Origin of the sequence: Nocardia niigatensis NBRC 100131, assembly GCF_000308655.1 — a bacterium.
Taxonomy (GTDB): Bacteria; Actinomycetota; Actinomycetes; order Mycobacteriales; family Mycobacteriaceae; genus Nocardia; species Nocardia niigatensis.
In genome coordinates, this window is record NZ_BAGC01000103.1 from 1 (window position 1) to 20,119 (window position 20,119).

At 64.7% G+C, this 20,119-nt stretch carries 27 protein-coding genes and 1 pseudogene; 11 read left to right on the forward strand and 17 right to left on the reverse strand.

The annotated features are described in order from the left end of the window. Positions 1-144: 144 nt before the first annotated feature. On the forward strand, positions 145-321 hold the full coding sequence (locus ON33_RS42375; RefSeq protein ID WP_169336857.1) for a DUF6011 domain-containing protein: 177 nt from the start codon (positions 145-147) through the stop codon (positions 319-321). A gap of 130 nt (positions 322-451) precedes the next feature. After that, positions 452-658, forward strand: coding sequence for a hypothetical protein (locus ON33_RS31235; protein ID WP_040862741.1), 207 nt, complete (start codon positions 452-454; stop codon positions 656-658). A gap of 36 nt (positions 659-694) precedes the next feature. On the opposite strand, the gene ON33_RS31240 is transcribed toward ON33_RS31235, so the two are convergent. Then, positions 695-1,351: a GNAT family N-acetyltransferase gene (locus ON33_RS31240; protein ID WP_040862763.1), complete on the reverse strand. Its 657-nt coding sequence runs from the start codon at positions 1,349-1,351 to the stop codon at positions 695-697. Between the two features lie 450 nt (positions 1,352-1,801). Between ON33_RS31240 and ON33_RS31245 the strand changes: the two genes are divergently transcribed. Then, positions 1,802-2,224: a DUF6924 domain-containing protein gene (locus ON33_RS31245; protein ID WP_051153166.1), complete on the forward strand. Its 423-nt coding sequence runs from the start codon at positions 1,802-1,804 to the stop codon at positions 2,222-2,224. 265 nt (positions 2,225-2,489) lie between these two features. On the opposite strand, the gene ON33_RS31250 is transcribed toward ON33_RS31245, so the two are convergent. Beyond that, positions 2,490-2,687, reverse strand: coding sequence for a hypothetical protein (locus ON33_RS31250; RefSeq protein WP_040862742.1), 198 nt, complete (start codon positions 2,685-2,687; stop codon positions 2,490-2,492). A 302-nt stretch (positions 2,688-2,989) separates the two neighbouring features. Between ON33_RS31250 and ON33_RS38730 the strand changes: the two genes are divergently transcribed. Next, the gene (locus ON33_RS38730) at positions 2,990-4,018 is read left to right on the forward strand and encodes a hypothetical protein (RefSeq protein ID WP_051153168.1); all 1,029 of its coding nucleotides are present in this window, start codon (positions 2,990-2,992) and stop codon (positions 4,016-4,018) included. A gap of 314 nt (positions 4,019-4,332) precedes the next feature. Here ON33_RS38730 and ON33_RS31255 read toward each other — a convergent pair whose 3' ends face one another. Together ON33_RS31255 and ON33_RS31260 are read right to left on the reverse strand one after the other, a co-directional pair. Further along, the gene (locus ON33_RS31255; protein ID WP_040862743.1) at positions 4,333-4,935 is read right to left on the reverse strand and encodes a hypothetical protein; all 603 of its coding nucleotides are present in this window, start codon (positions 4,933-4,935) and stop codon (positions 4,333-4,335) included. Between the two features lie 83 nt (positions 4,936-5,018). Next, the gene (locus ON33_RS31260) at positions 5,019-5,516 is read right to left on the reverse strand and encodes a Het-E N-terminal domain-containing protein (RefSeq protein ID WP_245550879.1); all 498 of its coding nucleotides are present in this window, start codon (positions 5,514-5,516) and stop codon (positions 5,019-5,021) included. 323 nt (positions 5,517-5,839) lie between these two features. Between ON33_RS31260 and ON33_RS31265 the strand changes: the two genes are divergently transcribed. Beyond that, positions 5,840-6,124, forward strand: coding sequence for a hypothetical protein (locus ON33_RS31265; RefSeq protein WP_040862745.1), 285 nt, complete (start codon positions 5,840-5,842; stop codon positions 6,122-6,124). A 113-nt stretch (positions 6,125-6,237) separates the two neighbouring features. Here the strand turns inward: ON33_RS31265 and ON33_RS31270 are convergent, their stop codons facing one another. From ON33_RS31270 to ON33_RS31290, 5 genes are all read right to left on the reverse strand, one after another. Then, the gene (locus ON33_RS31270) at positions 6,238-6,636 is read right to left on the reverse strand and encodes a YybH family protein (protein ID WP_245550881.1); all 399 of its coding nucleotides are present in this window, start codon (positions 6,634-6,636) and stop codon (positions 6,238-6,240) included. Between the two features lie 514 nt (positions 6,637-7,150). Further along, a complete protein-coding gene (locus ON33_RS31275) occupies positions 7,151-7,621 on the reverse strand; it encodes a hypothetical protein (RefSeq protein WP_157184804.1) in 471 nt (156 codons plus the stop codon). Between the two features lie 344 nt (positions 7,622-7,965). Next, the gene (locus ON33_RS31280; RefSeq protein ID WP_218001538.1) at positions 7,966-8,304 is read right to left on the reverse strand and encodes a MarR family winged helix-turn-helix transcriptional regulator; all 339 of its coding nucleotides are present in this window, start codon (positions 8,302-8,304) and stop codon (positions 7,966-7,968) included. A gap of 98 nt (positions 8,305-8,402) precedes the next feature. Continuing rightward, the gene (locus ON33_RS31285; RefSeq protein ID WP_040862749.1) at positions 8,403-8,783 is read right to left on the reverse strand and encodes a hypothetical protein; all 381 of its coding nucleotides are present in this window, start codon (positions 8,781-8,783) and stop codon (positions 8,403-8,405) included. A gap of 185 nt (positions 8,784-8,968) precedes the next feature. Then, positions 8,969-9,604 carry a 2'-5' RNA ligase family protein gene (locus ON33_RS31290; RefSeq protein WP_040862750.1) on the reverse strand — a complete coding sequence of 212 codons (636 nt, stop codon included), beginning with the start codon at positions 9,602-9,604 and terminating at the stop codon, positions 8,969-8,971. 537 nt (positions 9,605-10,141) lie between these two features. Here ON33_RS31290 and ON33_RS31295 point away from each other — a divergent pair. Then, a complete protein-coding gene (locus tag ON33_RS31295) occupies positions 10,142-10,402 on the forward strand; it encodes a hypothetical protein (protein ID WP_040862751.1) in 261 nt (86 codons plus the stop codon). Between the two features lie 132 nt (positions 10,403-10,534). On the opposite strand, the gene ON33_RS31300 is transcribed toward ON33_RS31295, so the two are convergent. The 3 genes from ON33_RS31300 to ON33_RS31310 form a co-directional block, all read right to left on the reverse strand. Then, positions 10,535-11,095, reverse strand: a complete 561-nt coding sequence (locus ON33_RS31300; RefSeq protein WP_040862752.1) for a recombinase family protein — start codon at positions 11,093-11,095, stop codon at positions 10,535-10,537. Between the two features lie 237 nt (positions 11,096-11,332). Continuing rightward, a complete protein-coding gene (locus ON33_RS31305) occupies positions 11,333-11,704 on the reverse strand; it encodes a VOC family protein (protein WP_040862753.1) in 372 nt (123 codons plus the stop codon). Between the two features lie 387 nt (positions 11,705-12,091). Next, complete coding sequence (locus tag ON33_RS31310) at positions 12,092-12,814, reverse strand: TetR/AcrR family transcriptional regulator (protein ID WP_040862754.1); 723 nt, start codon at positions 12,812-12,814, stop codon at positions 12,092-12,094. A gap of 95 nt (positions 12,815-12,909) precedes the next feature. Here ON33_RS31310 and ON33_RS31315 point away from each other — a divergent pair, with 95 nt between their 5' ends. The 4 genes from ON33_RS31315 to ON33_RS31330 all read left to right on the forward strand — a co-directional run bounded on the left by ON33_RS31315 (position 12,910) and on the right by ON33_RS31330 (position 16,870). Beyond that, complete coding sequence (locus ON33_RS31315; RefSeq protein WP_040862755.1) at positions 12,910-13,611, forward strand: NAD(P)-dependent oxidoreductase; 702 nt, start codon at positions 12,910-12,912, stop codon at positions 13,609-13,611. A 303-nt stretch (positions 13,612-13,914) separates the two neighbouring features. Beyond that, a complete protein-coding gene (locus ON33_RS31320) occupies positions 13,915-14,181 on the forward strand; it encodes a hypothetical protein (RefSeq protein ID WP_040862756.1) in 267 nt (88 codons plus the stop codon). A gap of 1,201 nt (positions 14,182-15,382) precedes the next feature. Continuing rightward, positions 15,383-15,724, forward strand: a complete 342-nt coding sequence (locus ON33_RS31325) for a hypothetical protein (protein ID WP_157184805.1) — start codon at positions 15,383-15,385, stop codon at positions 15,722-15,724. A gap of 201 nt (positions 15,725-15,925) precedes the next feature. Beyond that, positions 15,926-16,870 carry an AbiTii domain-containing protein gene (locus ON33_RS31330; protein WP_040862758.1) on the forward strand — a complete coding sequence of 315 codons (945 nt, stop codon included), beginning with the start codon at positions 15,926-15,928 and terminating at the stop codon, positions 16,868-16,870. A 119-nt stretch (positions 16,871-16,989) separates the two neighbouring features. On the opposite strand, the gene ON33_RS31335 is transcribed toward ON33_RS31330, so the two are convergent. From ON33_RS31335 to ON33_RS31345, 3 genes are all read right to left on the reverse strand, one after another. After that, positions 16,990-17,199 carry a hypothetical protein gene (locus ON33_RS31335; RefSeq protein ID WP_157184806.1) on the reverse strand — a complete coding sequence of 70 codons (210 nt, stop codon included), beginning with the start codon at positions 17,197-17,199 and terminating at the stop codon, positions 16,990-16,992. 320 nt (positions 17,200-17,519) lie between these two features. Next, positions 17,520-17,792, reverse strand: coding sequence for a hypothetical protein (locus ON33_RS31340; protein WP_040862760.1), 273 nt, complete (start codon positions 17,790-17,792; stop codon positions 17,520-17,522). A 285-nt stretch (positions 17,793-18,077) separates the two neighbouring features. Further along, positions 18,078-18,557 carry a MarR family winged helix-turn-helix transcriptional regulator gene (locus ON33_RS31345; protein WP_051153170.1) on the reverse strand — a complete coding sequence of 160 codons (480 nt, stop codon included), beginning with the start codon at positions 18,555-18,557 and terminating at the stop codon, positions 18,078-18,080. Between the two features lie 52 nt (positions 18,558-18,609). Between ON33_RS31345 and ON33_RS31350 the strand changes: the two genes are divergently transcribed. Then, complete coding sequence (locus ON33_RS31350; protein WP_040862761.1) at positions 18,610-19,548, forward strand: quinone oxidoreductase family protein; 939 nt, start codon at positions 18,610-18,612, stop codon at positions 19,546-19,548. Positions 19,549-19,653: 105 nt separating this feature from the next. On the opposite strand, the pseudogene ON33_RS44545 reads toward ON33_RS31350, so the two are convergent. Beyond that, a pseudogene (locus ON33_RS44545) lies at positions 19,654-19,740 on the reverse strand (DUF4158 domain-containing protein); the annotation flags it as partial. A 167-nt stretch (positions 19,741-19,907) separates the two neighbouring features. Further along, positions 19,908-20,119 (reverse strand): hypothetical protein (locus ON33_RS31355; RefSeq protein ID WP_157184807.1); only part of this gene is annotated, 212 nt, incomplete at its 5' end.

Genomic DNA, 20,119 nt, shown 5'->3' on the forward strand with positions numbered 1-20,119 from the left:
AGGATTGACACCCCGATCGGCTCTGGGCTGGTGCGTTTGAAGCCCGATGGGCTCTCTGGTGTATCCCACTGCCGAGCAGGCGGGGGTGTCACCCCTGTGTGCGACGCTGCGGGTGGATTCACCCGGCCGGAGGAGCGGACGAACATGGCCGATGACGACAGACCCGAAGTCCGATTGGTCGCCCACTGCCGGCGTTGCCACGGCTGGCTCGTCTCGGCGGCTTCGGTCGCCGCGGGTATCGGACCCACCTGCGCGATGCGTGAGCGTGCCGAGCGGCGCGCCACGGCCGTGCTGACGCTGTTCGACATAGCGGTGGCCTGACTTCGTGTGCGGACGTCCATACCTGTCCGTACACGGCCCGTACACGCATGAACACGTGTGCTGTTCCGCGGCGCTTGTCGTTCGGTGGTGCCATGCTGGGTTCGCTGTCGCCATGGAGGGGAGGTTGGTGATGATCCGCTACGCCTGCACGAACCCGACGTGCCTGGATTCGTGGCACTACACCTCGGTGTGCCCGCGCGAGCCGGCGCGGCTGGGATCGTTCACGGCCGCTGATCGCGATGTCCGTGATCATCTGCGCAAGCTGAAGGCCGAGGGCGTTATCGAGGCGCCGCTGCCTGGCACGACCAGCCTGTTCCGGTGGATGCTGCCGTTCTGACGCCGACCCGAGGTCGACGCGCTTCGCGCGTCGCCGTCACGGTTCGATTCGGGCTCCGAACAGCGGCAGGCACTCCGCAAGCCCGGTCACTTCCACCTGCATGCTCCGATGCGCTTGCCATCTCTCACGCGTCAGCCGCAACCGGCGTATCACCGCCGGTTTTCCCCGCACTGCATGCACCTCGAGCCCGTCGGGCTCGTATCCCAGTTTGCGTGAGACTCCGTGCGAGCCCAGGTTGTCCTCGAACGCGCCCGACACCGCCGACTCGGCCCCGAGATGCGCGAAGGCCAACTCCAACACCGCGGCCCGCATCTCGGTCCCGATGCCTTGCCCGTGATGGATTCGGCCGAGCCAGGATCCGGTATTCACCTCGCAGCAAACCGCGAAATCCTTCGCACTGATCTTTTGGGTGCCAACCAATTCCCCATCTCGGAGCACGACGAGATTGAGCGCCCACGCACTGACCTGCCAGTCGGCCCAGCATCGCCAGTGCCACCGCAACACCCGCTGCGCACGTTCGTCTGGTTCCGCATCGGTCCACTCCGCGGTAAACGGCTGCACCGCCGGATCATGCACTCCCTCCGCGGCCAGCCCAGCAAGCGCGCCCAGATCCTCCAAACTGGGCAGACGCAGTTCCAAATGCGGTGTCCGCAACCGCAATCCGGCCAAGGGCCAGAACTTCACCAGGCTCATGCCGCCATCATCGCCGCCGGGCGGCATTCGGGGCCACGGGGTTTCGCGAGCGGCGGCCCCCGCCTCGGAAACCAGTCGCGATCAGGCTCGTGAGGTCCAAACGTCCGAGATCCGGCGGTAAGCGGATAGAGCAACGCTTTGACCTGCTGTGTTCCCAGTGGCCAGCCCAGATTCCGGAAATCCGGCGCTAAGCCTCTATCGCGCATAGGTGCCCGACTATGTGCGGTAACTCTGGTGCCGACCTGGGGAAAAACGGTGCGGTCTGGGTGCCGTGACTCCGAAAACTATGTGCGGTAGGGGCTTACCGCCGGATCCGACGGACTTGGGCCTCACGGGCCTAGCAGACCCCGCTGACAACATCCCTGAGAAGCCCGCACCCCTGGGCCCTTTGCTCGTTCGGCGGGAGCTGGTGTGCCCGGTGTCCGGTTGTCGTGGTGCACAATCCTGCGCATGGCACGATCTCTGCCCGAGGGCGAATCGCTTCTGCTGCGTACCGACTTCACCGATGATGCGGCATGGGCCCAGACCCTCGCGGCGGTCATTGCGTCCTACGACGAGGACACGGTGACGGGGCTGACGCCGATCGACGACTCGGCCTTCGCCGGACTGACGCTCGACGAGCTGGCCGAGTTGATCGACGGCCAGACGTACGTGTTTCTTGCCGACACCACCACGATGACCGACTCCGAGCATCCGATCCTGGCTGTCGACACCAGCGACGAGGACACCCGCGGCGGCTACCCAGTCTTCCGGATGGCGCCGAGCGCAATGGCCGAAGTCGAGGTCAACCTCTTCCTCGCCAACGTGGACTTCGGCGACTTCGCCGACAACCTCGGCGATGATGACAGGGTGTACCGCGGCGTCGGCTGGTAAGCGCGGGTACCGCTTTCAGACCTGCGTCAGCGTTCGGAGAACGATGATCTGACGAACGTGAGCGCCACGTCTTTGATCGCCGGCGCGTCCGCAGGTGGCGGTGTTCGGAAGCTCGTTCATCAACTGGGCCGGCCGAAGTGTGAACGCGGGCGGGGGAGAGCAGGCGTTGTCCCGAAGCTGTTGGACTACGCCGAAGGCCCGCAAGGGGTCCTGCGGGCCTTCGTATTCTGTCGCCACCTCAACTCTCGTCCACGCGAAGGTTCGGCTAGTCCGGCCAGAGGTTTTGGATGATGAGCAGTTCGAGGGTGAGCGATGCGGCGAACGTACTGCCACCGCTAAGAAGCGCGACCGGCCAGCTGCCACTGTGGTGCTTGAGCAGGGCAGCGGCGATGAAGGAAAAGTTGCTGCTGGCGAGTACCGCCACCAGCACCAACAGCGCTTTGATGATGTGGTTGGGAGCCATAGTGATCAGGGTCCTCACCGGACTATCCCGAGATCGACGGAACCTCGCGGGGTTCTAAACGTAGCTGTGTTCGATGCAGTCAGGTGTTGGCGGAATGCACGTAATCTGGTGAGGTGCCGCGCTCTTCGGCTGGTTCGGGAGATAGACAGATCATTGATGCGCTAGCCGAGCGCGGAGTCAGCATGTCAGTGTCTCGCTTGGAGCGGTGGCGCGCGAAGGGATATCTTCCGCGCAATCAGCGCACAGGCCATGGGCGTGGCGCGGGGTCCTCCTCGACGCCTGAACCTGGCGTCATCGACTACGTGGAACTACTTGCAATTCAAGCGCAGCAGGGCCGATCGATGGATCGCGCCGTTCTCACTTTGTTCATGGCTGGGGCCGTGCGTCCGTCCGGCTGTCCGGACAACAGTCCCTTGTTTCGTACCTACGAAACAGCAGTACGTCGTGCCTTCCGCCGTGAGATCGACAACGGCGAGCCGCAGCTGCTCCACATCGCTGATGCCATTACCGACGAGGGAGAACCGGACGAAACTCAGATCGACGAGGCATTCCGCAGGGCCGCACAAGCATCAGCAAACAGACGAACGCGCCGCCTCCACAAGCAGTACGAGGCGGCAGCGGAATTGGCCGGTTTCGGTCAGATGCCCCACGATCACCTTCTAGATGTAGGCGAGCGTGCCTGGCTCACGGCCGCAGGGGTACTGGATATGGACGAGCTCGCACAGAAGGACGAGCTCGAAGAGAACCTAAGTCTGTGGTCCAACGGGTTTGTCCCGCTCGACCTGCAAATCTTTGCCGCGCCTCCATGCAAGGTCTGCACTAGTCGAACGCAACGTGTTCCGACTTCGAGGCAGGGGCGACATGACATCTTGAAGAGTGCTTGCTTCTGTGTTCTGGACCGAGCCCGCGCGATCGGAGGCGCGACAACCATGGCCGTCGGCTTGCTACGGGACCGCGCACTGCGCTCGACCCCAGAGGAAGACGAGTATGCGCACGGTGCTGTCATGCTGTTCTCCCACACCATCTTTCGATACCTGCTGCGTGACCCGATAAAGGTTTGGCCCGGTGATCCTGAGTCGATCGTGCCCGCCACATTGTTCTTTCTCTATCACTGCAATTGGCTCCGATCCGGAGCAGCGGCGCTGGATACCCTCGCTCGATGGCGTATGCCCGATGTTCCTGACGTGGTCGAGGTGAGCGAACTGTTCCGCGATCACGCCGGAACAGCGCTGACCCGTACCTCCGAGGGCGTCAGCGCGCTGCTCATGGCGGACGGCACCGTAGCGGCGATCAAGATGCTTGCAACCAAGAAGTCCCTGCACGAGGGATAAGGGGTCGCCGTAGCATCCGCCGAAAAAACACCGGATTTGCTGATCAGAAGGCATATTTCGGCTCATCCGGGTTGCTGAGGAAGTGCCCTCAACGTCTTCCCCAATGAGCATCTGCCAGGCACTCGAAGCGCATCAGAATAGTGCCCCCTACCAGGGTTCCTGCGACTGTCCGGCCAATGCTGATGCCCTGGGCTGACAGCAGGGCAGGCCGAGTCGCGCCCATATCCGCCCAAAATTCGGCGAGTTCTACGGGAACCCCGTGTCGGTCGCGTTGGCGAGGGGGCTACCGCACCAACGCGACCGTGAGCGGATCTCTACTCGACTCGCTGCGGGGATCGGCCGTGGCCGCGGAACCACTTGTTGCCGTACTCGTCCGTGAATCGGATATCCGCCTGGATCCCGACGGCGGTAGGCGCGTGGTACACGACAGAGGCATCGCCCTCGGCGAGCAGCACCGTGGGGAAGGCGTCCGTCATGAATGACTTGGCGATCCCTTGCAGGAGAGGTCCCGTCAATTGGGTAATGAAGCCTTCGAAGAAGTTCGCGGCGCCTGGCATGCCCGCCGGCCCGAGCCCACTGAACAGTCGACCGCGCGCCCCGAAGAGGCCTTCCATGGCGGCCTGCTGCTCCTGCATTTGTCCCGCGAGCGTTCGAGCACCGCCCTGGGCACCCTGCCGGGTGATCTCCTCGACGAAATCGGCGATCGACAGTTTTCCCTTGGCGATCACGCATTCCTCGGTGGTGCGGTTCCCCGTGGAGTCGACGGTGTAGACGTCGACTTCGAGATCGGTGATCGGCCCACCGCTCCCGTTCTGCACCTGGACTCCCCAGAGTTTCTTATCCAGGGGAAAGGCTGTCACCGAAGCGATGACAGCCCGGATCCGGTTGGAGAGTTCTGCGGACACGCCGAGATTCACGGTGTTGCCGAGAATGAAGTCTCGCCCAGCGCTGCTGCCCGAGGCGTGGTTGGCCAGACTGAAAGGCGCGGCGGTCTTACCGTCTACCGCCGCGCCGGAGAAGGGTGGGGCGGCTCCTGGCCGACAGCCCGCACACCCGAGATCCGCACGGACCCGCTGGCCGACACATCGGTGGCCGTCACGCCGCTACCGCCCAGAACCGCGACATCGGTGACCTCGATGTCGCCGCCCGCCTCCAGACGTGTCAGCTTCACACCGATGGTCTCCGCAGCCTCAGGGGCGTTCTCGGCGATCTGCCGCAGCAGCTCCTCGGCCAGAGCCCGCAGCTCCTCGTCGTCTCCGGCGCCGGCCTGACCGAGCTTCTTGGCCAGCAACTGTCGCCGCAGAGGCTCCTCCGGCTCGGATTCCACCCCGACCACCTCGGCGTCCACCACACCGTACTTGCGAGTGATCAGCGCCTTCAGCCCCTGGTACAGGTCGACCACGCCATCCTTGCCGACCTCATGCGCGCCCTTGGCCGCGCCGAGTGCCAGCGCGGTCGCGATCAACGTCAGCGGTTCCAATTCCTGCCTACCTCCCATTTCAGCGAAGAGAACAACCGCTCGAGCGGCCCGGCACAACGTACCGGAGGGAGCCGACACCCTGTATGGATCTCTAAAACGATCGCTATCGAGATCCGTTGTGCAGCAGCCAGCTTCGCTGGACGGATCGGTCTTGGAACCCCGTCTCCGAATCAACGTTTCCAGTGCCCGGGCTGCGGGCCACGCCCTCTACGGCCAGCTTCCGGTGAAGCCTGTTCCGGGAGCTTTCGGAAAACGATCAGCCCGAATGTCGAGCAATCCGCTGGCACAGCCGGTGTCGAACTATCGAGCGGTCCCATGATCGGTCGAGGGGGAGTGCTGGAGTGCAGATGTTCATCAGCGGCCGGGTCAGCCGCTGCGGCGGTGAGGCCCATGTCGTGATCGGTGCACCGCGGCCGGTCGCCGGGTGCGCCCGCGGTGAGGAGGTCTGCCGCGTCGAAATCCGCCACGCGGGCACCGTCGTGCCGCTGCACCCCGGGCCGGGGTCCACGCGGGTGGCGCTGGACAACGCGTTGGGTGAGGTCACCCGGCATCTGGGCATCGACCTGCCGGGGTTGCTCGCACATGTCGCGATCGGGCCCGCGGTGCACGAACCCCAGACCGGGTAGCCGAAATACGCCACCGGTCGAGCCTTTGTCGTTGCTTTCGCGCGATTACTGCCGGAACCCCTCATGGCCGGTTCGAACAGCGCGGTATGCGGTGCGGAGCCGCCGAGCGCCTGTCATCCTTTTGCCCAAGCCCAGGCCGTTAAGCGCCAGTCGGTGCCAACCTTGCGCAGTGCCGCAGTAAAGACCGCGCCGGTTTGCGTGACCTGCCCGCCCTGAAGGTTGTACGAGAAGGTGCTCGGAACGACGACATACCCGAAGTCGCCGGTGACATCGACATGGCGTGGCTCACCCAGATCGATGCGGTAGTCGGAAGCCCCGACGTGCTCAGCCTCTGCAAGCGCGGCCCTCCACCAGTCCCCTGCGGCTGTCGGCCCCTGCCACACATGTGGCGACATTCCGTCCAGAATCTGCATCGGGTCAGCACACACCGCTGCCATCGCCTTCTCGTCACCGTTGTTGAAAGCATCGACATACAGGCGCACCACCGCCATCGGATCGTTGGAGCCAGGCACGGCAGGTCTCCTCTCACGGTGCTTCGTTCATTGACCGCTGGGAGTAATTCGTAGCTGCCGTGCCGATGGCCACGGTCGCTGTCGAAACGATGTCACAAGTTCCCCCGACACCCCGAACAGGCGCGTACCGAAACGCGCTACTCGCATTGTTCGGAAAACGATAGGTTCTCGGCTCTTGCTGTAGTAGGCAGCGACAACCCCATATCAGGATTGATGTGGGTTGTCGCTGTATGCCGGTGGTGCCGGTTCTGGTCATGTGGGTGTGGGTGGCTCGGCGGCGGGGTGCATGACGGCGTGCCACCATGATTCGACCCTGCCAGCCGCGGCGCGACCCAATGCGCGGTGACCCCGATCGACGACGGCACCTCCCCGGCGACCGGCGGCGTGGCCGTGGCCAGCAGCTCCAGGTGCAGCGCGCGGCCGGTGCAGGCGCACCAGCCAGGGCTGACGGTGTTCGGCGCTGCGGCACCGAACACCCGGTTCGAAGCCGGGGTTCGGGCCGGGAGCCGGTGGCTCAGGAGCCGAAACTGCCGGTGTCGCCGCAGCCGCTCGAGGTGGGAGTCGGGATCGTGGTGCCAGGCGGGGCGGGTTCGACGGTGACCGTCAGAGTCTTCATGGACCAGTCCTCCCTGACCTGCAGTGTGTGCGTGCCGGCGGACATCGGTGTCCACTTCAACGACTTGATGCCGGTGCCATTCGCCCCGATCATGTCGTGCAGGACGCATTGACCGTTGTCGTAGAGGTAGATCGAATTGGGGTGGGCGAGCGGGTTCGACGAACCGACGTATGTCGTTGCCCCCGACGTGCTCAGCACATCGTCCTCCACGTAGTAGGTTCCGCCCACCTGCACGGGCATCGGGCTCCCGTCGATCGTCAGGCCCGAGCCCGCCGCAGCCGATCCCGCCGACCCGATGACGGTCGCGCTCGCAACCGCCAATCCACCTGCAGCCCAGCCGATTCGAGTCAGAATATGGCTCGGTGTCATTTGTCCCTCCCGGTCGTTCACCCCGCACCTGCGCGAGGACTGGCGAACACTAACGCCCCCCAGCTATGAAGTATTGGCCTTTCACAATTTGTGACAGTGGACCGGCGTTGGCGGGCGCACCCTTCTCTATGTCCGTTTGGGGTACCCCAGCACCATGCTCCGGCGTGCGCCGAAAGTGTGACTCGCAGCGGTAGATGGCGGTGTTTGCCGCACCCTTAGGTGGCGCCGACGAGGCTGATGTGGCCTGGTGGCTTGACGCCGTGGCTATTTCGAACGTCCGCTTCTGCCGAGTGCAGGACGATCGTCCGGAGTAATTCGTTGCGGTGAAGGGGCGTTCGTGTGGGTCATGCTTCGAGCTCGTAGGAGCGGTACATCAGGTCGGTCATGGCCCTCCGGAACTCATCGCGACGACTCTCGGACCATCCAGCGGACAGGCGGAGGAAGATCTCCTCTTGCCACAGATGGGCCTGTTCCAACATGGCGTTGCCCGCGGGAGTAAGAGTCAGCTCGCGGCGTCGTCCGTCAGCGGCGGAGGCTTGCATCGCAAGGTAGCCGGCGGCCGTAGCGCTCTTGATCAGGCGAGATGCGCCACTCTGGTCGATGCCGATCGTGCGCGCGATCGAGTTCACGGTGGCCGCTGCGCCCCGACCGGTCAGGGACCCGACGGCCTCAGCGACGAGCACCAGTCGCCCTTGCTCGGCTAGTCCCGGGTCGCCACTTGCTGATCGGCGTGACCAGTGCCGGACGAAGTCGAAGAGAACCTGACCGGGCCCTGGTGCACTCACTCGGTCGCCGCCATTTCACGGCAGATGTAGGCGAGCTCGAGCGCCTGCTTGAGGTCCGGAAGGCGCAGTAACGCGGTCACCTTGCCGTTCGATGCGCGGAAGATGGTCGCCACCCGCGTCGGTGCGTTGCTCTCCGGCCAGGAAGCGTCCTGCTCCACCACCATCAATCGGTCACTGATCGGATGCCAGGAGCGCGGGACCAGTCTGATCCTCGATCGCTCCACCCACTCGGCGAACTCATCCGGGGTGATCGGCCCGGCACCCTTCGGTCCCAACACGACGATCGTGTCCCCGACCACCTGGGCTGATCGTCGCAGGTCTCCAGCGTTCACACTGTCGTGCCACTCGTTGATGGCTTCCTCAAGGGTTGACTCCATGCCCTCAATTATATGCGAAATGCATACATTTATTGGATCTCGGGACCGTCACCAACCTCCTGCCCCGCAAATCTAGATGTCCGGTCATGCCGCATACCGCGCTGACCGAACCGGCCAGCGAGGGGCGCCGCCGGCCGGAACCTGGTGCGCCGCAGAACGTCCGCTATTGCCGACGAGGGTGCGGCCTAGAGATCAACTGTGCGATCTCGAGCCTCAGCGGCCAGCCGGTGCGATGAGATCACGTCCCAGGTGAATGTCCCCGCACTCGGATCTTGGTGTACAGCAACGAAACACAATTCCTTGACGGCGAGCTCAGCGGACACTTCGATGGGCTTCAGTGCACCCAGGAGGTGTTCCGAATCGGCATCGGCGACGCCGTAACCAAGCGACACATGGGGCCTCGTCGGCGGGGCAGGGAGCGGCCGACCGGTTCCGAAGATCTGCTCGGCTGCGGCACGTGTGCCGTCGAGTAGTCGCCGCCACAGCGCGCTCGAAGATGCCTCCATGGCGACACCGGTCTCATCAGGAAACGGACCGGTCATCTGCATGGAAAAGGCGGCGGTTCCTGCCGCAATCACGTCGAGAGCATGACCGAACTCCGCGAGTGTTCGATCGTCGACTTCAGTACGCCACCAAGGAATCCGGGTGACCGTGGCATGCATCCACTGTGGAGCGACTGGTACACAGAAGTCGAACCCTGCGACCGCGTCGACCGCAGGCTGCACAATGTTGACGAACTCCGAACCGGGCAGGACGTAGACGTGCAGTGAATCGCGCAACTGGGGCCATCTGAGCACGCTGGGGTCGAACAGGTTTCGCACAGCCGAATCGTAGAAGACGACGTTCTGTGGTGGCGTCGGCGAACATCCTCTTCTGCCGCTGAGCGCTCGGCTCGGGATGGTCGGCCGCCTCTCCGGAATACCAACGCCCTGAGCTCATCTCGACCTCCGGAATGCACTTTAACCTCGATGACTCGGCCACAGCAGGGTTGTTGTGGCTCAAGTCGGGATGTCGGGAAACGCGTTTCGTGTTGGGCCGGCGGAACTGCAAGTTTGCCCGTCATTTTGGGGTAGACCCCAGCACCACAAACCCGACCTGCGCCGAAAAGTGTTGATCTAGGGTCGATTTCCTGACAAGCGCCGCGTTCGACACTGTGCCCGTGGGCTCTGCGAGTCGACGCCGGCCATCGGCCGAGGGTTCTGCTGCGGCGGGAGCACGAATGAGGGCGTGTCCAGCAGAACGTGCTCCCTGCCGGTGTGATCGGAGTGCTCCGTCGATGATTCGGGTCGAGCAATCCGCTGCGCGTGCGGCGTCGAACTATCGAGCGGTCACGTAATCGGTCGAGGGAGAGTGCTGCAGTGCAGAGGTTCATCAGCGGCCGGGTCAGCCGCTGCGGCGGTGACGCCCTCGTCGTCATCGGTGCACCCCGGCCGGTCGCCGGGTGCGCCCACGGTGACAAGGTCTGCCACGTCGAAATCCGCCACGCAGACACCGTCGTGCGGCTACACCCCGAGCCGGGGTCCACGCGGGTGGCGCTGGACAACGCGCTGGGTGCCCGGCATCTGGGCATCGACCTGCCGGGGTTGCTCGCACACGTCGCGATCGGGCCTGCGGTGTAGGAGCCCAGTCCCGGTAGCCCCCGGGCTGCGAGCCTTGCCAGCGTTCGGAAAACGATCGTCTGACGAACTCGAACGCCTCCTTCGTTGCGGCCACGTCGCCGAAGGCGCTTCGAGCAGCGGCGTGCTCGTGGCTCAGCCGGTGACGGTGTCGGCGCGCAGGTAGCTGTAGACGGTTTCGCGGCTGATGCCGAATTCCTTGGCCAGCAACGACTTCGACTCACCCGCCGCGGCACGCTCGCGCAGCTGGCCGGCTTGGGCATCGGTCAGGGCGGGTTTGCGGCCGGTGTAGGCGCCGCGGGCCTTGGCCGCGGCGATGCCTTCGCGCTGTCGTTCCAGGATCAGGGAGCGTTCGAACTCGGCGAAGGCGCCCATCACCGACAGCAGCAGGGTCGCCATCGGTGAGTCCTCGCCGGTGAAGGCCAAGCTTTCCTTCACGAACTCGACCCGCACGCCCTTGCCGGTGAGCAGCCGGACCAGGCGACGTAGGTCGTCGAGGTTGCGGGCGAGCCGGTCCATCGAGTGCACGATGACGGTGTCGCCGTCGCGGACGAAGGCCAGCATCTCGTCCAGCTTCGGCCGTGTGGTGTCCTTGCCCGACGCCTTGTCGGTGAAGGTGCGCTCGACTTCGATCCCGTCGAGTTGTCGCACGGTGTTCTGATCGACCGAACTCACTCGGATGTAGCCGACCCGCATTACCAGCCCTCTCCCGCGCTCAAACTGTCAAGATGAATTCTGAGAGCCTACCGAACGTGTGTCAGGAAAGTCGGAAACCGATTTCAATCTGACGCTTTCCGCCCAGGTCGGGTTTGTGGTGCTGGGGTCTACCCCAAAACGACAGCCCCCCATGCATTCAGAAGGGGTCGCGCTGGCCGGTTCGGTCAGCGCGGTATGCGGCATTTGCGGATACCCAGTCAGATACGGCCAGACCGGTCAGCTAGCCCAATTGGCGGCGAGGGTGAGGCAGAACGGGTGGCCGCTCGGATCGAGCAGCACCCGCCAGCTTTCACCCGGTTGAAACTCGGGCACCGTAGCGCCCAACTCGACCAGTTGCTTACTGGCCATCTCGAGGTCTTCGACCGCCAAATCCAGATGGAACTGCTTGGTTCCATTCTCGTTCGGCCAGGTGGGCGGCTGATAGTCCGCGACCGTGCCGAATCCTAGCGCGTGATCTGGACCGGTAAGCATGGCGTACTCGTCCTGCACGTGGGCAATCTCCCAACCGAGCGCGGCCGCCCAGAACTCCGCGTCTCGCCGCGCGTCGGCACTGTCCAGGGTGAGCATCTTCAGTGTGGCAACTGCCATGGATCTTTCCTTTCCGCAACAACATTGCTGTCAGCCCAGTCTGGATCGCCGACGCCGCCCACGATTGTAAGAACGCGACACCGGCCGCTGCCGCTCCGACGACTCATCGAACGAGGCGCCGTGACCCGACCACCGGGGTCCCGAACTGGCCTGACGGCTGGATCATGTCGTCCTCCTCGCGCTGGCCGGTTCGGTCAGCGCGGTATGCGGCATAGAAAGACGTTCTGCGGCGCAACAGGTTCCGGCCGCCGGCGGCCCGCGCTGGCCGGGGTTCGGTCAGCGCGGTATGCGGCATAGGACATTCGTAGTGTGTCGAGCAGATATCGACCACAGCCTCGACGCACCGAAAGCCGCAGCCTGCCCGGTTCTCCTCGCAGAGTGATCGAGCTACGAGCGGGTAGTGGGCGACGTGAGTCCCAGCGCACGGATGAGATGGCCGATCTCGTTGCGGTACAGCTTGTCCGGGTTGGTTGTCTGGGAGCGCAGGTGGCCGAGGACTTCCAGCGAGACGAGCCCATGAAGATGGCCCCAGATGCGGAGGGCGATGGCGACGGCGGCCGGTGGCAGGGCGGGGAATTCTTGCCGGACCTCGGCGACGAGTCGGGGTTCGAAGTCGGTCCACTCGAATCCGTTGTCGGCGTAAGCGGGTGCGGCGTGGGGCCAGGCTCCGGCTGCCAGTCCGGTCAAGCCCGCGCAGACGCGGTGTTCCGCTTCCGGCGCGGCACCGCCGTCGGGTGCTTGATATCCGGGTACGGGTTCGCCATAGATGAGCCGGAAGCCTTCGGGATGCTGCAGCGCCCAGTCCCGGAATGCGCACGCCCAGGCCAGGATTCGGCCTGCGGGGTCCTCGGTCGAGACGGCGTCGCGGGCGGCTTCCAGGGCGTCTGCGAGATCGGAGTAAACGTCACGGATCAGTGCTGTGACCAGCTCGTCGCGGGTCGGAAAGTAGCTGTAGACGGCGTTGGCGGTCATGCCCATCTCGCGAGCGATCGCGCGCAGTGTGATCGCGCCCGGGCCACCTTCGGCCATCAGCCGCAGCGCTACGTCCTTGATCTCCGCGGTCGTCTCGGCTCGGCGTCGTTCTCGCCGTGTCGGCGTCGCAGTACCCATGCCTGCACTTTACATTGCGTGAATTTACTGCACTGGTCTAGATTACTTCACGGCATATAATTTTCGAACGCCGTATTGTTCTGTAGGAGGAACCAGTGTTCATCGGCATCATCGGCGCCACCGGCAATATCGGTCAGCGCCTCGTCGGCGAAGCCCTCGCACGCGGGCACCGTGTCAAGGCGTTCACCCGCGACACCGCACGTGCCACCACCACCCACGGGAATCTGACCTGGATCGCACTCGATGTGTTCGACAGCGACGCTGTAGCCGCTCAGCTGCCGGGCCTGGACGTGCTGATCAGCTGCTACCAACCCGGCAACGCGGCAGCCGATTTCGAGGACGCGGTGAACCAGTCGATCGCGGACCCGACCGTGTACGCCACCGTGGCGCGCACCCTGTTGCGAGCCCTCGACACGCACCCCCGCACCCGCCTGCTGGTCGTCGGCGGCGCGGGCAGCCTGGAATACGCACCCGGGCAGGTCACCGCCGACAATGACGAACGACTCCACGCGAGCCTGGACAGGCTCGGGTTGCCCCGCGGCTACGCCGCCGCGGTCCGTGGACACCGAGACGCCTTGACCTTGTTGCGAACCTCCAACCGCCGGTGGACCTACCTCAGCCCCGCCGAGCAGATCGGCCCCGGCCAACGCACCGCCCGCTACCGCATCGGTGGCGACCAACCCGTCCTCGACAGTGACGGCCACAGCCGAATCTCGTTCGAGGACACTGCCGTCGCGCTGATCGACGAGATCGAAACTCCCCGCTTCGTGCAACGTCGTTTCACCATCGGCTACTGAATCCACCCTCTGCCGCCCTCGGGACGGCACAACACTCTGGGCTCGGGTGGTGCGCGCGATCGAAAACGCTCACGCATCACCCCACGGCGGACCCGAGGTGCTCACCCGGCACGGGCCCGAACTGTGTGTTCAGACCAGCACTTGCCAGCGACCCGGTCATCGGCAATAGCGGACGTTCGAGAGCCGCGGTCGCGGTTGTGGCGCTGGGGTACTCCCAAAACGACATGTCAGCCACCGGGTCGGGGTACACGGTCGCTGTGACGGACCGGTCGGCGGCGGCCGCGCAGGAGCATCATCGCCGACATGAGGAGTTCATTCCCCGGACCGCGGGAACTCGCGGCCGTGTTCGACACCGTGCTGGCCGCCGCTCTCGACGGGCAGCCGGTCCCCTCCTGCACCGGCCTGGACTTCGAAACCTTCCAAGCGTTGGCGGCCGTCGCTGGAGCGGACCCAGCTGCGCGGCCCGCTCTGGCCGACGTCGCGCGTGCGGTGTTCGCTGACCAGCTCAGCGGCGCACACGATGACCTGGGCCTGCCATCGTTCATGCGCGGCCGGCCCCAACAAACCTGACCGAAACCTGTTGCGCCCCCGGGACCGCTCGAAGAATTCTGCGCACCCGCATTCGGACATCGCCCGGGACGCGAACCGGACCCCGGGCTCCCCGCATAGCCACCCCCCGACTTCACAACACGCTTTTCGACACGGCGGGCGAACCGCAATCCTGCCGATTCCCGTTCGGGCGCCGTGGTGTTGGGAACCGATCGTTTTCCGAACAGTGGCGCGGAGCTCCGATCAGGTGGCGGAGACATCGGGCGCACGGCATACCCTGTACGTCAGCACTTTCTTAGCTGTACGGGGGACATATGTCGCAGTTTCCAGCCATTTTGAGTGCCGTCGCTGCCACTTTGGCAGCGGTGCTGTCATGCGGAACTCTCTACGTCACTGGACGACGCGAGCATCGGCGGTGGCTTCGGGAATCTCTGGTGGAGGCGTACGTCGAGTACCTCGAAGCAAGCTTTGCTGGACGCGCGGCGAGAACTCTGGAGTTTCGGTTGGCGGGGAGCGATCAGGGAATCGAAGAGCAACAAGTGAACTCGGAAGCAGCCCGCCGCCGCGCAATGGCGAGTCTGACGAGGTTGCGTCTCATTGCTCCCCACGAGGTCATCGATGCTGCTGAACGACTACACCTCGCCGGTGTCGATGCGATGGATGTGGCGTTCAATGGCCCTGTACCGCCGGATCCGGCCTGGAGCCTTGCCCGGCAGCGCCAGCAGGAGTGCCGGGACAGATTCATAGGCGAGGTCAGGAAGTCGTTACGGGTGGGTAAGCAGGCTCGCATTATTCTCTCCGGGCCGTACACACACACAGCCGCCGCCCCGGGCAACGGGCCACCGCAATGTTGGGCCCCCGGACTCCTTAACCGGAGTCGGTGCAGGGTTCTATTCCGACGCGCGGGGATTCGGATGTGTCAGGTAGACGTTGATTCGGAGACCGGGTTCCAAGACCGATCCATCGAGCGAAGTCGACTGCGGCACAACGGATCTCGAAAGCGATCGTTTTAGAGACAGAACATCGGTGAATCTCGGCAATACCAGCCCCAGATCCCGCCACATCATGACGGGCGTATCGTCCGGATATGGGTGACGGCATGCCTACAACCTGCGGATGGTGCGGTGCCCGGCTGTCGAGTGACCGGGCCGGGGTCCGTCGATACTGTCGGCCCGCGCACCGGCAGGCCGCCTACCGGGCCCGCCGGCGTGAAGCCCGGTCGGTGCGAGCGGCGGTCAACCCGCAGGTTGCGATGGCGTTCATCGCCGAAGACCTGACCGTGCAGGTCGAGGTGGTGAAGGAGCTGGTCGCCGACCTCACCACCTACAGCCGCCTCGCTGTCGGTGGACTGCACAGCGTGGCGGTGGCGCCCTTCCCGGACCTGGTCGAGGACCTGATCAGCTGCGCGGTCATCGCGGACCGCCGCTCCGGAGCGACCTGGGCCCAGATCGGTGCGGCACTGGGTCTGACCGCCGACGCGGCCCGCGCCCGTCACGGCCACCGACAGCTCGCCGTGGAGTGGCCGATCCCGGCTACCGGCAGGAATGAGAGTTCTCGACGGTAACTCCGAACCCACAACGGCAGTCCGGGGTGCACCCCAAACGGACAGGTTCCCGAACACTCCCCTCCTGCGGGAACGCCGTACCGCCGGGCAGGGCTGCTCGCGTTCGGCTGCCAATCGTTTTCTGAACGCCGGCGGGCTCGGAAAGCGGTCTATGCCTCAGCCCTGCAAAGGTATTGGGGCCGAGTGTGGTGCGATTGGATCGTGAATCGTCAGGAAGAAGCATTGCGGCTGGCCTCGGAACTGCTCGAAGACATCGAGCTGCAGCGTTTGAAGGCTTCGGAAATCGTGCTCAAAGCCAGCAGAGTTGCCCGCCTTGTCGACCACGACGAGCTATCGACCTTCCTTCGGTACGAGCGTGAGGGGTACCCGCTGGACGGATCCGCGACCGCCTGGTTCTCCCGTGCCGACCGGTGGACCGACAAAGAGAACCACATGTGTAACCCGTCCCCGATCACTCGTGTCGAGGCGTCACTCGAAGGAGCCCGACAGGGTCTCGATGCGCTCAAGAGTGGCGGGAACTATTCGGGGGATACGGTGCCGATCGCTGCGCGCGAGCATGACGCCAAGATCATTGGGACCACGAAGACGGTCAGCGAGTTGGCGGCCATCAGCGGTGCTGTCGTGTCGACGGTGTACAGCATCGTGACCGAGATCTATCACGAGTTGCTGTTCAGTGAGCTCCAGGCGACTCTCTTCGCGTCCGTGCAGGACAACGTCGATGGAGCGCTGGCGGTTGCGAGTGGATCGGCCCTGGACAAGATCGCCAAAGTCTCCGAGCGTCTGCGGGAAGGTGACCCCGAATCAGTCAGCCAGGCCCTGACGACGTGTCGGCGCCTGATCGATTCGTGTGCCGATCACCTCTTCCCGGGCCGCGACGAGCCCTACAGCATCGGGGACAATGTCGAGCCGCTGAAGGTCGGCCCGCAGAACGTGCTCAATCGGTTGCAGGCCTACTGCCACCAGCAGAAGCTGTCCAAGAGCCGCCGCGACCGCCTGCGGAGGACGTTCAGCGAGCTCTACGGACGGTGCTCGACCGGAACACACGCCGAGGTCGAGGTGGAGGAAGCACGATTCGTGTTTCTCCAGACGTACGTCGCCCTGGGTGAAGTTCTGACCCTCGCCGACTCGGCGCACACCACGCCGTAGGGGCCCGCGGGCGGAGGCCTGCTCCGGATCTCCGGTACGACGACGTTGTCCGCCAGGCGATTCGACATGGGGGAGGCCTTGTCAGGTGGTCCACACCTAACAAAGCCTCCCTCGGTGGTTCAGGATCGGTCAATCACAGACGGCGTACCCGGATCGCCTTGCTCATGCCGGGCGACCTGCAGCTTCCCGCCAGAGAGCTCGGCCTTGGGCCGGTAGGCGTAGTTGTACTCGTAGAAGTACTCCTCCTGCTTCCACACCGAGCTATCCGAGAGTTTGACGACCGTGCTGCCGTCCCAACCCTTCCATTCCCCATCCACATAGAGCGTCACTCGGACTTCTCCTGTTCTCTCAGCTATCGCCCGGCACGTCATTGTCGCCGTCAGCACTGACAGAACCCCGATCACGAATCCCGCTCCGATCTAGGCCCGGGCGAAGGCGGGAAGCCCCGGAACTGTTGTGCCGCACCGGTGTCGCGGGCTGGTCCCCGACCGTGCTGGAACCGACGCGGGTAGAGGTCACCTGCGCCCGATACCTGCGCGAACTCGGCGGACCCGCCACCTCCCGGCAACTCCCGCTGTTCGGCGACGACCACAACCACGGGTAGCCGACCGCACCCATACCTGCCCATACACGGGTGTGGGCAGGTGGTCTACTCGTTCGAGGGGTATTCGAGGACTTCGAGCCAGGGCACGTACTCCCAGGCGTAGCGCCCTCCTTGCCACCGCACCACGACCCAGTTGCCGGAGTCGTCGGGCGGATCGGTCAGCACCGTGGTGACCGGGTTCGGGTTCTCGACCGCATCGAGGAAGTCGGTACCGACCTGGGTCGGATAGTGGCCGGGCGGGGCCACCCAGCCGACGCGGTCACCCCCGAGAGTGTCAGCCAGGTCCGGGCGCCAGACCTTCGTCCTGGTCGGCAGCATGCCCTGATCCTGCCTCACACCGAGGAGACACCGCGCCGGCGTCTGCGAAAAGGTGCGCGACTCACCGTGGCGCGAAAGGTGCGCGTGGACGGTCCGTCACGAGACAAACCATGTGACACAAGGGAGCGAGAAAGTCGCCGTTACGGGACAAAAGGTCGGGACGCCATGGGCTCGGGACACGGGGTGGCGGTAAGGAGCGTGTCACCAGCCGCAAACGGCGTCATTTCGCCAGGTAGGGCGAGTAAGAATCGTCCACGCGTCGATCAGCTCGTCCCGGTCGGCTGTCTACGTTGCAGAGATTGGCGAAGCGGCCTGGCAGGCGTCGTCAAGCGCGGTGACCAGGTGGCGGAGGCCGTCGCGGAGGCTGCCTCGCTGAGCGAGGGGCAGTGCGCTCAACAGTGCTTCTTCGATCTCCTGCAGCGAGTCTGTCACGGCGGCGCAGGCTTGACGTCCAGCCGCAGTGGCGGTGACTTTGTGTCGGCGCCGATCGGTCCGATCGGCATCCCGCACAGCGAAACCGGCAGCCTCAAGCTCGTCCACCACACGCACGACCTTGTTCTTGTCCAGGTCGAGAGCGACCGCGATGTCGACCTGGCTCGATCCCGGTCGCTCGATCAGCAATATGAGTACCTCATAGCCCCACAGCGACATGTTGTGCCGACGCACGACCGGCAGTTCGGCGTTGCCCAACCCTCGGTAGAGCCGTAGGGCAAGCCAGTGCAGGTCGGTCCGCTCGGCGAAAAATCGCCCTTCCAATTCAATCACACTTATATAGTATCAGAACGGTACAGTAATGGATCGATACGCGGAGGGATCGATGAAGGCGTTCGTGCTACGGGCTTACGGGACAGATCCGCAGCTTGAGGAGTTCCCCAACCCACAATCAGAGTCGGGGCTGACCGAAGCGAAGGTGCTGGCTGCCGGGCTGAACCCGGTCGACGTGGCCATAGCCGACGGTCATTTGGGCACTGCGGCTGCGATGCCGCTGATACTCGGCAACGAGGCCGTCGTATTGCTCGACGGCCGCGCCGTCTACAGCCATCGCGCACGACCTCCGTTCGGGACGTTCGCCGAGACCACACTTGTCGACCCGAACGATGTCATCGAGGTTCCGGCCGAGCTGAACCCTGCGACCGCGCTCATCGCGGGAATCTCCGGTCAACCGGCGTGGATCCCGCTCGAGACAACCGCGCGGCTGCAACCCGGCGAGACCGTTATCGTGCTCGGCGCGACCGGGGCCGCCGGGCAAGTCGCCACCCAAGCTGCCAAACTGCTCGGCGCCGGTCGGGTGGTCGCGGCCGGTCGCGACAAAGTGACGCTGGAATCGTTGCGCGACAGGGGTGCCGACGAGATCGTCGTGATCGGCGACGACGGCTCCGACGAAGACACGGCGGCGCTGCTCGACGCATCACGCGGCGGCGCGGACCTCGTGTACGACCCGCTCTGGGGGCCGCCATTCGTCGCTGCGCTGCACGCAACCAAACCGGGTGGTCGCACAGTCGGCGTCGGCCGCAGCGCCGGACAGCTCGACGCGACGATTCCCTACTTCGCCCTGCGAGGAAAAACGATGCTCACCTATCGCAACGGCGAGGCACCCCGCGAGGTCGTCGTCGCAGCGTTCCACCGAATGCTCACCCACGCAGCAGCAGGCGAACTCATCGTCGATATCGAGCAATTCCCGCTCGACCAGGCACCCCGCGCTTGGCGCCTGCAACACGGCGCTCCACACCGCAAACTCGTCATACGACCTTCATGACTCCGACGGATATGTGGACGAGCACCCGATTACCAGGCGGTCCCCACCAGCACGGACCACCATATTCGTCGGCACCTCCAGCGGGTCCGGCAGGAACATCCCCAGCTAGCGGACCGTCACCAGCTGGACGGCGAACCCCAACCGATTGCTGTCACGGCGGCGCTCGGCAATCAACTCCCGGTCTTGCTCGTCGAGTAAGAATCGTCCACGCGTCGATCAGCTCGTCCTGGTCCACTCCACAGCCGCGCAAGCTACACCGAGATCACCACCAGCACAGGGCAATCGCAGCAGATCACACGATCCCCCTACCCGCCCATACGCTCGGTTTTCACCCCGACTTGCGGCTGGTGACACGCTCCTTACCGGCACCCCTGATACAGCGACCGGATCTCGGCGACGGCGTCGCCAGGAGCGAGCGTCAGCAGGTCCTCGGTGGTGAACCGGCCACTGCGAATCGGTTCGGCCAGCGGGGAATTGGGGAAGACGAGCGGATTGCGGTACAGCTCCGTGCACAGCGCCAACGCCCAGCACGCCCGCACGACGACCTCCACGGTGTCCTCAGGCAACGGGC

Coding starts and splice junctions, on each gene's coding strand:
- ON33_RS42375 (WP_169336857.1), top strand. CDS start 145: ATGGCCGATGACGACAGACCCGAAGTCCGATTGGTCGCCCACTGCCGG.
- ON33_RS31235 (WP_040862741.1), top strand. CDS start 452: ATGATCCGCTACGCCTGCACGAACCCGACGTGCCTGGATTCGTGGCAC.
- ON33_RS31240 (WP_040862763.1), bottom strand. CDS start 1,351: ATGAGCCTGGTGAAGTTCTGGCCCTTGGCCGGATTGCGGTTGCGGACA.
- ON33_RS31245 (WP_051153166.1), top strand. CDS start 1,802: ATGGCACGATCTCTGCCCGAGGGCGAATCGCTTCTGCTGCGTACCGAC.
- ON33_RS31250 (WP_040862742.1), bottom strand. CDS start 2,687: ATGGCTCCCAACCACATCATCAAAGCGCTGTTGGTGCTGGTGGCGGTA.
- ON33_RS31260 (WP_245550879.1), bottom strand. CDS start 5,516: ATGGGAGGTAGGCAGGAATTGGAACCGCTGACGTTGATCGCGACCGCG.
- ON33_RS31275 (WP_157184804.1), bottom strand. CDS start 7,621: ATGACACCGAGCCATATTCTGACTCGAATCGGCTGGGCTGCAGGTGGA.
- ON33_RS31285 (WP_040862749.1), bottom strand. CDS start 8,783: ATGGAGTCAACCCTTGAGGAAGCCATCAACGAGTGGCACGACAGTGTG.
- ON33_RS31300 (WP_040862752.1), bottom strand. CDS start 11,095: ATGCGGGTCGGCTACATCCGAGTGAGTTCGGTCGATCAGAACACCGTG.
- ON33_RS31305 (WP_040862753.1), bottom strand. CDS start 11,704: ATGGCAGTTGCCACACTGAAGATGCTCACCCTGGACAGTGCCGACGCG.
- ON33_RS31310 (WP_040862754.1), bottom strand. CDS start 12,814: ATGGGTACTGCGACGCCGACACGGCGAGAACGACGCCGAGCCGAGACG.
- ON33_RS31320 (WP_040862756.1), top strand. CDS start 13,915: ATGAGGAGTTCATTCCCCGGACCGCGGGAACTCGCGGCCGTGTTCGAC.
- ON33_RS31340 (WP_040862760.1), bottom strand. CDS start 17,792: ATGCTGCCGACCAGGACGAAGGTCTGGCGCCCGGACCTGGCTGACACT.
- ON33_RS31350 (WP_040862761.1), top strand. CDS start 18,610: ATGAAGGCGTTCGTGCTACGGGCTTACGGGACAGATCCGCAGCTTGAG.